Origin of the sequence: Endozoicomonas sp. ONNA2 (assembly GCF_024606365.1) — a bacterium.
GTDB lineage: Bacteria > Pseudomonadota > Gammaproteobacteria > Pseudomonadales > Endozoicomonadaceae > Endozoicomonas.
In genome coordinates this window covers 1-1684 of the sequence record NZ_JAHHPO010000802.1, presented here as the reverse complement: position 1 = coordinate 1684, position 1684 = coordinate 1, and the positions used below count along the sequence as shown (strand labels likewise).

Annotated in this window: 1 protein-coding gene; it reads right to left on the bottom strand. The window is 46.1% G+C overall.

The genetic code is table 11. The annotated features are described in order from the left end of the window. Positions 1 to 108 precede the first annotated feature (108 nt). On the bottom strand, positions 109 to 1404 hold the full coding sequence (gene fucP, locus KDK14_RS14250; RefSeq protein WP_257265840.1) for an L-fucose:H+ symporter permease: 1296 nt from the start codon (positions 1402 to 1404) through the stop codon (positions 109 to 111). Positions 1405 to 1684 lie beyond the last annotated feature (280 nt).

Below are 1684 nucleotides of genomic sequence, written 5' to 3'. Positions count from 1 at the left end.
CACAAAGAGCACAAAGAAAAGCTTTTCTTTGTGCTCTTTGTGCCCTTCGTGGTTCAGTCTTTAACTTCCAGAGGCAGGGAGGAGGGACTTAACGTCCACCCTGAGAACTCAGGCTTTGCTGCCTCTCATGCCAAACCAGGTCAGGTATATAAAACCGATCAGGGGAACAATAAAGGCCAGGCCAATGCCTGCGGCATCAGAAATACTGCCCATGACTGTTGTCAGTACTGCACCACCAAGAATCGCCATAATCATGCAGCTGCCGCCCAATTGAGTATCCTTGCCAAGACCAGCAACAGAGAGCCCATAGATGGTTGGAAACATTAAGGACATGCAGCCAGAGATACCAATCAAAGCGTATACACCCAGCATGCTTTCGCTGTATATAACAACCAATGTCAGCATGGCAGCAACAAAAGAGAGGATTCCCAGAAGCCTGTTGGGGGTGACATAACGCATCAAAGATGTGCAGACAAAACGGGCCCCGGAGAACAGAAGAATTGAGTAGAGGTAGTAGGTAGAGGCCTCGGCTTCAGTACCACCAATATGGGTCATAACATAGCGAATAGTCCATGACCAGCACCCGATTTGCGCTCCCATATAGAGGAATTGCCCCAATACACCGCACACAAATATTTTTTTCCTGGCAAGACGTGCGAACGAATTCTTGAGATTCAATGCCTCTGACTTGTCAGAAAGAGCTGGCATCTTATTCAGGGCAATTGATAACCATACACCCAAAATAATAATAGCTACAGCAATGTAGGGTCCCATGGCAGCCATCAATTCCTGAGACTGGATAGCTTGCAGCTCTGCTACTGCCATAGTGCTACGCTCAGTATCGCTGGCAGGGTGAAGCTGTGCCAGTATGTAGAACTTGCCGATCAATACCCCGACGATCGAACCTACAGGGTTAAAAGATTGGGCAAGATTGAGGCGTTGTGTTGCTGTTTCTTCAGGACCCATGGAAAGAATAAAGGGGTTGGCGCTGGTTTCCAGAATCGACAAACCACCTGCAAGAATAAATAGTGCGGCGAGGAAGTGGTTGTACTCCATAGTTTGACTGGCAGGGTAGAATAGTAAAGCGCCGACAGCAAACAAACCGAGTCCTAACAGTACACCAGATTTATAAGAGTATTTTTTAATCAAAATTGCAGCGGGAAGCGCCAGACAGAAATAGGCACCATAAAACGCCATCTGCACCAACCCCGATTGCGCATCCGTCAATGAAAATACTTTTCGGAACTGGGCAATCAACACATCAGTCATGTTATTTGCCAGTCCCCAAAGCGCAAAACAAGCCGTTAATAATACAAAGGGAATTAATAATGCTTTGGGAACAACAGGAGCATGGGTTTCATTAGCAACTCCCGAGGTTTGTAAAGTAACAGCTTCACTCATCATTAAGCTCCTTTAACTGAAGGACAAAAAAACATCCTCGGTCAAATATAATGCTGTTGTTGTGCGTCACAGAGTCGACTTGCATCCAACATAAGACCTCTTGATGGCGCAGATCCTACATCGGGCATAAACGGGCATCTTTGATCTGCATCAATATGTTTATACTTGTGTGGTTATGCTTACGCTTGTGCGTCATCACTTGGTAAACAGGAAAGCGAGTGTCAGGTTTTGATTGCGACAGGCGAAGCCTGAGAATGTGGGAGGTTTTATAAACTGAAATCAT